The organism is Kluyvera intermedia, from assembly GCF_021440345.1.
Lineage (GTDB): Bacteria > Pseudomonadota > Gammaproteobacteria > Enterobacterales > Enterobacteriaceae > Kluyvera > Kluyvera intermedia_A.
In genome coordinates, this window is the sequence record NZ_JAKCNS010000070.1 from 1 (window position 1) to 8,005 (window position 8,005).

Genomic DNA, 8,005 nt, shown 5'->3' on the forward strand with positions numbered 1-8,005 from the left:
TGACCATAGATTCCGTTTTCCAAGCGGACCCCTATTAGGGCGTTTGAGCAGTTGCCTGGCCTCACGCAGGGAGACTGGATTAACTGACCGCTGACAAAATACCTGACAATGACAGTCCGTTTTGTGCCAGAAGCGGACAAACTAAATGAGCCAGTTCTCAGGAAACTGGTTTACGGGCGTGTCACACAGGACCTGCCGCAGTATGAGTTAAAGCGACTCGGAACCTAGTTACAACATCCATTATTAAAAGCGATGTCTTCCGGCCCTGCGGGCCGGGTGGGGGCGCTTTTCAGTGGTGGGTCGTGGGTTAAGGCCACAGATATGCTCCTTCTGGTTCTGACTCCAGAGGATGTTGTAACTATGCGCGCGGCGGGACCAACTTCCTGCGTTTACCGAACCGGCGCGGACATAGTTCGCTGCAAGGACGGGCGCTGACCACCTGAAAAAGCCCTGTTCGCCATCTTCGGCCTTTAGTTCTTCCTCGACGACCGTTCTGCCGCTAAAGCCCTGATGGATGTCCTGAACCGCTCATACCGTCTCAAAAGCCGCAGGGATAAAGGGAAATTCTCGCGTCCGGTTTATGCGCTGTCCCGTCCCGCGTTCAGTCGCGTTATTCGCAATGAAAGTGCCGCAAAGTGGTTGCGTGAACACCCGTATGTCAGTAGCAGCCTTGTCTGACTGTATGCCCATAATTTACGCCTGTCGCCACCAAACTTGCTGTGGCTCAAGGGGGTCGACCGGAAGCTCTTTTACCCCCTGCACAGTGCAAACACGACCAAAGGGTTTATTGAAGGGGTTGGGATCGTGGCCGTTAACGCATCGCATCCGTCATCGACGTGACAACCTGACGCTCCACGCCGTTAACCTTCCTGCTGATTAGCCGTACGGTGAGTTCATCCGGCAGGCCTTCCCACTGCTTTCTTGCCTGCGGCGAGGTCTTCAGCATTATCAGCTCATCCTGTTTACCCAGCCTGCGCACCACTTCATACTGCGTTCCCTTCTTCAGCGGCAGCAGCCAGTGGCGGTTCTCACCTGTCTGATGCCAGTCATGCAGCAGGCCCGCTGACCAGAAGCCCCGGTCGAACAGCGTCACGCTGTTATCCGGAGCCTGCTTCGCCAGTCCGGCGGCCAGCCGCACTTCACTGACATCATAGCGGTCCATCACGCTGGCCCGCAGCAGATGGCTGCTCAGCTCCATCAGGCACACCATGCGAACCTGCGGACAGCCACGTTCTCCGTACTGATTGCCGGCTTTCGCGAAGGCTGCGGCATTTTCCGGTGTGTCGGGCGTGCGCCAGACCACGCCGTCAACGGCATTGAGCGTCAGACCGTTCCAGTGCGGGTGCCGGGCTTCCTCATGCCAGTGCTGTTGCGTGAGCCCGAACAGCACCCGGATGGCATCCTCACCCAGGGTTTTACGGCGGGCAATCACGGAGCTGGGTGCGGTGAATGGTCAACCGGTCCGGTCAACAATGTCCATCAGGTTGACGATATGGGACAGGGGTTTGTTGTTGAATATCGCCATGCCAATAACCAGCCAGACCATGAACTCAAGGGGAAGCTTGCGCTTACGCAACGTCACCGTGTCAGTGAGGGAAAAGGCCTGCTGAATAAGGTCGGGAGGAAGGAGGTCGGCAAGACTCTGGACCTCTTCGGGGGCGGTGAGATTGATAATGCCGAGGGCCTGGGAAAGTTCCATTTAAAAAGGGCTCCATGATGAACATGGAACCCTTTTTACACCAGCCACCGGATCGGTCAACCGATCCTTAAACGATCGGCATTAACCTTCGGGTGCCTTTTTTTATTAAACTTCCAGCCAAGCTTTCACCCCCTGCAGGTGTAACCACTTCAATATGTCGATCACATCACTGGCAGAGTACACGCCATAGTTCTGGTGCGTTTGCTCCCCTTTACATTCAGTCACCATAATGGTGTCCAGTGTCACAGGTGACGTAAGGAATTAGGTAATGCTGTCAACCTGTTGATGACTATTTTAATCTGTAGTCATTCAATCCTTGTAACATCAGGATGATCCTGGTGTCAGTGAAAATACGAAATCAACACGTTGGTATCATTACCCACCTGTGAACTGACGTCGGCATTTTGAATCTCACTTCGGCGTGCCCCCTCCGAATGGCGCAAAACATTTCGTGGTATGGCATGATAGCACCCGAAGAGAGTCAATTCAGGGTGGTAAATGTGAAACCAGTAACGCTATACGATGTCGCAGAGTATGCCGGTGTCTCTTATCAGACCGTTTCCCGCGTGATGAACCAGGCCAGCCACGTCTCTGCGAAAACGCGGGAAAAGGTGGAAGCGGCGATGGCGCAGCTGAACTACATTCCCAACCGCGTGGCACAACAACTGGCGGGCAAACAGTCGTTGCTGATTGGCGTTGCTACCTCCAGTCTGGCCCTGCACGCGCCGTCGCAAATTGTCGCGGCGATTAAATCTCGCGCCGATCAACTGGGTGCCAGCGTGGTGGTGTCGATGGTAGAACGAAGCAGCGTCGAAGCCTGTAAAGCGGCTGTACATAACCTTCTCGCGCAACGCGTCAGTGGTCTGATCATTAACTATCCGCTGGATGACGAGGATGCCATTGCTGTGGAAGCTGCCTGCGCTAATGTTCCGGCCCTATTTCTTGATGTCTCTGACCAGACTCCCATCAACAGTATTATTTTTTCCCATGAAGACGGTACGCGACTGGGCGTGGAGCATCTGATCGCATTGGGTCACCAGCAAATCGCGTTGTTAGCCGGTCCATTAAGTTCTGTCTCGGCGCGTCTGCGTCTGGCGGACTGGCATAAATATCTCACACGCAATCAAATTCATCCGATAGCGGAACGGGAAGGCGACTGGAGTGCCATGTCCGGTTTTCAACAAACTATGCAAATGCTGAATGAGGGCATCGTTCCCACTGCGATGCTGGTTGCCAACGATCAGATGGCGCTGGGCGCAATGCGCGCTATTACCGAGTCCGGGCTGCGCGTTGGTGCGGATATCTCGGTAGTGGGATACGACGATACCGAAGACAGCTCGTGTTATATCCCGCCGTTAACCACCATCAAACAGGATTTTCGCCTGCTGGGGAAAACTAGCGTGGACCGCTTGCTGAAACTCTCTCAGGGCCAGGCGGTGAAGAGCAATCAGCTGTTGCCCGTCTCACTGGTGAAAAGAAAAACCACCCTACCGCCCAATACGCAAACCACCTCTCCCCGCACGTTGGCAGATTCCTTAATGCAGCTGGCACGACAAGTTTCCCGACTTGAAAGCGGGCAGTGAGCGCAACGCAATTAATGTGAGTCAGCTCACTCATTAGGCACCCCAGGCTTTACACTCATGTGTCCGGCTCGTATGTTATGCGAAAATGTGAGCGGATAACAATTCACACAGGATACAACTATGACAATGATTACGGATTCACTGGCCGTCGTATTACAACGTCGTGACTGGGAAAACCCTGGCGTTACCCAACTTAATCGCCTTGCGGCACATCCCCCTTTCGCCAGCTGGCGTAATAGCGAAGAGGCTCGCACCGATCGCCCTTCCCAAGAGTCGCGCAGCCTGAATGGTGAATGGCGCTTTGCCTGGTTTCCGGCACCAGAAGCGGTACCAGAAAGCTGGCTGGAGCGCGATCTTCCTGACGCCGATACTGTCATCGTCCCCTCAAACTGGCAGATGCACGGTTACGATGCGCCTATCTACACCAACGTGACCTATCCCATTGCGGTCAATCCACCGTATGTTCCCACGGAGAATCCGACGGGTTGTTACTCGCTCACATTTAATATTGATGAAAGCTGGCTACAGGAAGGCCAGACGCGAATTATTTTTGATGGTGTTAACTCGGCGTTTCATTTGTGGTGCAACGGGCGCTGGGTCGGTTACGGACAGGACAGTCGTTTGCCGTCTGAATTTGACCTGAGCGCATTTTTACACGCCGGAGAAAACCGCCTCGCGGTGATGGTGCTGCGCTGGAGTAACGGCAATTATCTGGAAGATCAGGATATGTGGCGGATGAGCGGCATTTTCCGTGACGTCTCGTTGCTGCACAAACCGACCACACAAATCAGCGATTTCCATGTTGTTACTCACTTTAATGATGATTTCAGCCGCGCTGTACTGGAGGCAAAAGTTCAGATGTACGGCGTGCTGCGCGATGAGCTGAGGGTGACGGTTTCTTTGTGGCAGGGTGAAACACAGGTCGCCAGCGGCACCGCGCCTTTCGGCGGTGAAATTATCGATGAGCGTGGCGGTTATGCCAATCGCGTCACGCTACGTCTGAACGTCGAAAACCCGGCGCTGTGGAGCGCCGAAATCCCGAATCTCTACCGTGCGGTGATTGAACTGCACACCGCCGACGGCATGCTGATTGAAGCAGAAGCCTGCGATGTCGGTTTCCGCGAGGTGCGGATTGAAAATGGCCTGCTGCTGCTGAACGGCAAGCCGTTGTTGATTCGCGGTGTTAACCGTCACGAGCATCATCCTCTGCATGGTCAGGTCATGGATGAGCAGACGATGGTGCAGGATATCCTGCTGATGAAGCAGAACAACTTTAACGCCGTGCGCTGTTCGCATTATCCGAATCATCCGCTGTGGTACACGTTGTGCGACCGCTACGGCCTGTACGTGGTGGATGAAGCCAATATTGAAACCCACGGCATGGTGCCAATGAATCGTCTGACCGATGATCCGCTCTGGCTACCCGCGATGAGCGAACGCGTAACGCGAATGGTGCAGCGCGATCGTAATCACCCGAGTGTGATCATCTGGTCGCTGGGGAATGAATCAGGCCACGGTGCTAATCACGATGCGCTCTATCGCTGGATTAAATCTGTCGATCCTTCCCGCCCGGTACAGTATGAAGGCGGCGGAGCCGACACCTCCGCAACCGATATTATTTGCCCGATGTACGCGCGTGTGGATGAAGACCAGCCCTTCCCGGCTGTGCCGAAATGGTCCATCAAAAAATGGCTTTCGCTGCCTGGAGAACTGCGTCCGCTGATCCTTTGCGAATATGCCCACGCAATGGGTAACAGTCTTGGTGGCTTCGCTAAATACTGGCAGGCGTTTCGTCAATACCCCCGTTTACAGGGCGGCTTCGTCTGGGACTGGGTCGATCAATCACTGATTAAATATGATGAAAACGGCAACCCGTGGTCGGCTTACGGCGGTGATTTTGGCGATACGCCGAACGATCGCCAGTTCTGCATGAACGGTCTGGTCTTTGCAGACCGCACGCCGCATCCAGCGCTGACAGAAGCAAAACACCAGCAGCAGTTTTTCCAGTTCCGTTTATCCGGGCAAACCATCGAAGTGACCAGCGAATACCTGTTCCGTCATAGCGATAACGAGCTCCTGCGCTGGATGGTGGCGCTGGATGGCAAGCTGCTGACAAGCGGTGAAGTGCCTCTGGATGTCGCTCCACAAGGAAAACAGTTGATTGAACTGCCTGAACTACCGCAGCCGGAGAGCACCGGGCAACTCTGGCTAACGGTTCACGTAGTGCAACCGAACGCGACCACATGGTCAGCAGCCGGGCACATCAGCGCCTGGCAGCAATGGCGTCTGGCGGAAAACCTCAGCGTGACACAACCCTCCGCGCCCCACGCCATCCCGCAACTGACCACCAGCGAAACGGATTTTTGCATCGAACTTGGTAATAAGCGTTGGCAATTTAACCGGTTGTCAGGTCTTCTTTCACAAATGTGGATCGGCGATGAAAAACAACTGCTGACGCCGCTGCGCGATCAATTCACCCGTGCACCGCTGGATAATGACATTGGCGTAAGTGAAACGACCCGCATTGACCCTAACGCCTGGGTCGAACGCTGGAAGGCGGCGGGCCATTACCAGGCCGAAGCAGCGTTGTTGCAGTGCACGGCAGATACACTTGCCGACGCGGTGCTGATTACCACGGTCCACGCGTGGCAGCATCAGGGGAAAACCTTATTTATCAGCCGGAAAACCTACCGGATTGATGGAAGTGGTCAAATGGCGATTACCGTTGATGTTGAAGTGGCGAGCAATACGCCACATCCGGCGCGGATTGGCCTGACCTGCCAGCTGGCGCAGGTAGCAGAGCGGGTAAACTGGCTCGGATTAGGGCCGCAAGAAAACTATCCCGACCGCCTTACTGCGGCCTGTTTTGACCGCTGGGATCTGCCATTGTCAGACATGTATACCCCGTACGTCTTCCCGAGCGAAAACGGTCTGCGCTGCGGGACGCGCGAATTGAATTATGGCCCACACCAGTGGCGCGGCGACTTCCAGTTCAACATCAGCCGCTACAGTCAACAGCAACTGATGGAAACCAGCCATCGCCATCTGCTGCACGCGGAAGAAGGCACATGGCTGAATATCGACGGTTTCCATATGGGGATTGGTGGCGACGACTCCTGGAGCCCGTCAGTGTCGGCGGAATTCCAGCTTAGCGCCGGTCGCTACCATTACCAGTTGCTCTGGTGTCAAAAATAATAATAACCGGGCAGGCCATGTCTGCCCGTATTTCGCGTAAGGAAATCCATTATGTACTATTTAAAAAACACAAACTTTTGGATGTTCGGTTTATTCTTTTTCTTTTACTTTTTTATCATGGGAGCCTACTTCCCGTTTTTCCCGATTTGGCTACATGACATCAACCATATCAGCAAAAGTGATACGGGTATTATTTTTGCCGCTATTTCTCTGTTCTCGCTATTATTCCAACCGCTGTTTGGTCTGCTTTCTGACAAACTCGGGCTGCGCAAATACCTGCTGTGGATTATTACCGGCATGTTAGTGATGTTTGCGCCGTTCTTTATTTTTATCTTCGGGCCACTGTTACAATACAACATTTTAGTAGGATCGATTGTTGGTGGTATTTATCTAGGCTTTTGTTTTAACGCCGGTGCGCCAGCAGTAGAGGCATTTATCGAGAAAGTCAGCCGTCGCAGTAATTTCGAATTTGGTCGCGCGCGGATGTTTGGCTGTGTTGGCTGGGCGCTGTGTGCCTCGATTGTCGGCATCATGTTCACCATCAATAATCAGTTTGTTTTCTGGCTGGGTTCTGGCTGTGCATTCATCCTCGCCGTTTTACTCTTTTTCGCCAAAACGGATGCGCCCTCTTCTGCCACGGTTGCCAATGCGGTAGGTGCCAACCATTCGGCATTTAGCCTTAAGCTGGCGCTGGAACTGTTCAGACAGCCAAAACTGTGGTTTTTGTCACTGTATGTTATTGGCGTTTCCTGCACCTACGATGTTTTTGACCAACAGTTTGCTAATTTCTTTACTTCGTTCTTTGCTACCGGTGAACAGGGTACGCGGGTATTTGGCTACGTAACGACAATGGGCGAATTACTTAACGCCTCGATTATGTTTTTTGCGCCACTGATCATTAATCGCATCGGTGGGAAAAACGCCCTGCTGCTGGCTGGCACTATTATGTCAGTACGTATTATTGGCTCATCGTTCGCTACCTCAGCACTGGAAGTGGTTATTCTGAAAACGCTGCATATGTTTGAAGTACCGTTCCTGCTGGTGGGCTGCTTTAAATATATTACCAGCCAGTTTGAAGTGCGTTTTTCAGCGACGATTTATCTGGTCAGTTTCTGCTTCTTTAAGCAACTGGCGATGATTTTTATGTCTATTCTGGCGGGCAATATGTATGAAAGCATCGGTTTCCAGGGCGCTTACCTGGTGCTGGGTCTGGTGGCGCTGGGCTTCACCTTAATTTCCGTGTTCACGCTTAGCGGCCCCGGCCCACTTTCCCTGCTGCGTCGCAAGGTGAATGAAGTCGCTTAAGAAATTAATGTCGGATACGGCGCGAGCGCCTTATCCGACCAACTTATCAGGACGGAATGTTAAAAATGAACATGTCGATGACAGAAAAAATAAAAGCAGGCAAGCTATTTACCGATATGTGCGAAGGCTTACCTGAAAAAAGACTTCGTGGGAAAACATTAATGTATGAGTTCAATCACTCGCATCCATCAGAAGTTGAAAAAAGGGTAATGACTCCAACTTA

General features: G+C 53.0%; 4 protein-coding genes and 2 pseudogenes. 5 read left to right on the forward strand and 1 reads right to left on the reverse strand.

The window, feature by feature from the left end:
- Nucleotides 1-435 precede the first annotated feature (435 nt).
- A pseudogene (locus tag LZ634_RS17835) lies at nucleotides 436-813 on the forward strand (conjugal transfer protein TrbA); the annotation flags it as partial.
- Nucleotide 814: 1 nt separating this feature from the next.
- Here the strand turns inward: LZ634_RS17835 and LZ634_RS17840 are convergent.
- A pseudogene (locus LZ634_RS17840) lies at nucleotides 815-1,699 on the reverse strand (IS4 family transposase); the annotation flags it as partial.
- A 500-nt stretch (nucleotides 1,700-2,199) separates the two neighbouring features.
- Between LZ634_RS17840 and lacI the strand changes: the two are divergent.
- The 4 genes from lacI to LZ634_RS17860 all read left to right on the forward strand — a co-directional run.
- Nucleotides 2,200-3,282, forward strand: a complete 1,083-nt coding sequence (lacI, locus tag LZ634_RS17845) for a DNA-binding transcriptional repressor LacI (protein WP_016809493.1) — start codon at nucleotides 2,200-2,202, stop codon at nucleotides 3,280-3,282.
- Between the two features lie 120 nt (nucleotides 3,283-3,402).
- Nucleotides 3,403-6,477, forward strand: a complete 3,075-nt coding sequence (lacZ, locus tag LZ634_RS17850) for a beta-galactosidase (protein WP_039184234.1) — start codon at nucleotides 3,403-3,405, stop codon at nucleotides 6,475-6,477.
- 51 nt (nucleotides 6,478-6,528) lie between these two features.
- On the forward strand, nucleotides 6,529-7,782 hold the full coding sequence (lacY, locus tag LZ634_RS17855) for a lactose permease (protein WP_039184238.1): 1,254 nt from the start codon (nucleotides 6,529-6,531) through the stop codon (nucleotides 7,780-7,782).
- A gap of 65 nt (nucleotides 7,783-7,847) precedes the next feature.
- Nucleotides 7,848-8,005 (forward strand): maltose acetyltransferase domain-containing protein (locus LZ634_RS17860; protein WP_021243005.1); only part of this gene is annotated, 158 nt, incomplete at its 3' end.

Excerpts from the sequence above, each read along its gene's own strand:
- lacZ (WP_039184234.1), top strand. The coding sequence starts at position 3,403 with ATGACAATGATTACGGATTCACTGGCCGTCGTATTACAACGTCGTGAC.
- lacY (WP_039184238.1), top strand. The coding sequence starts at position 6,529 with ATGTACTATTTAAAAAACACAAACTTTTGGATGTTCGGTTTATTCTTT.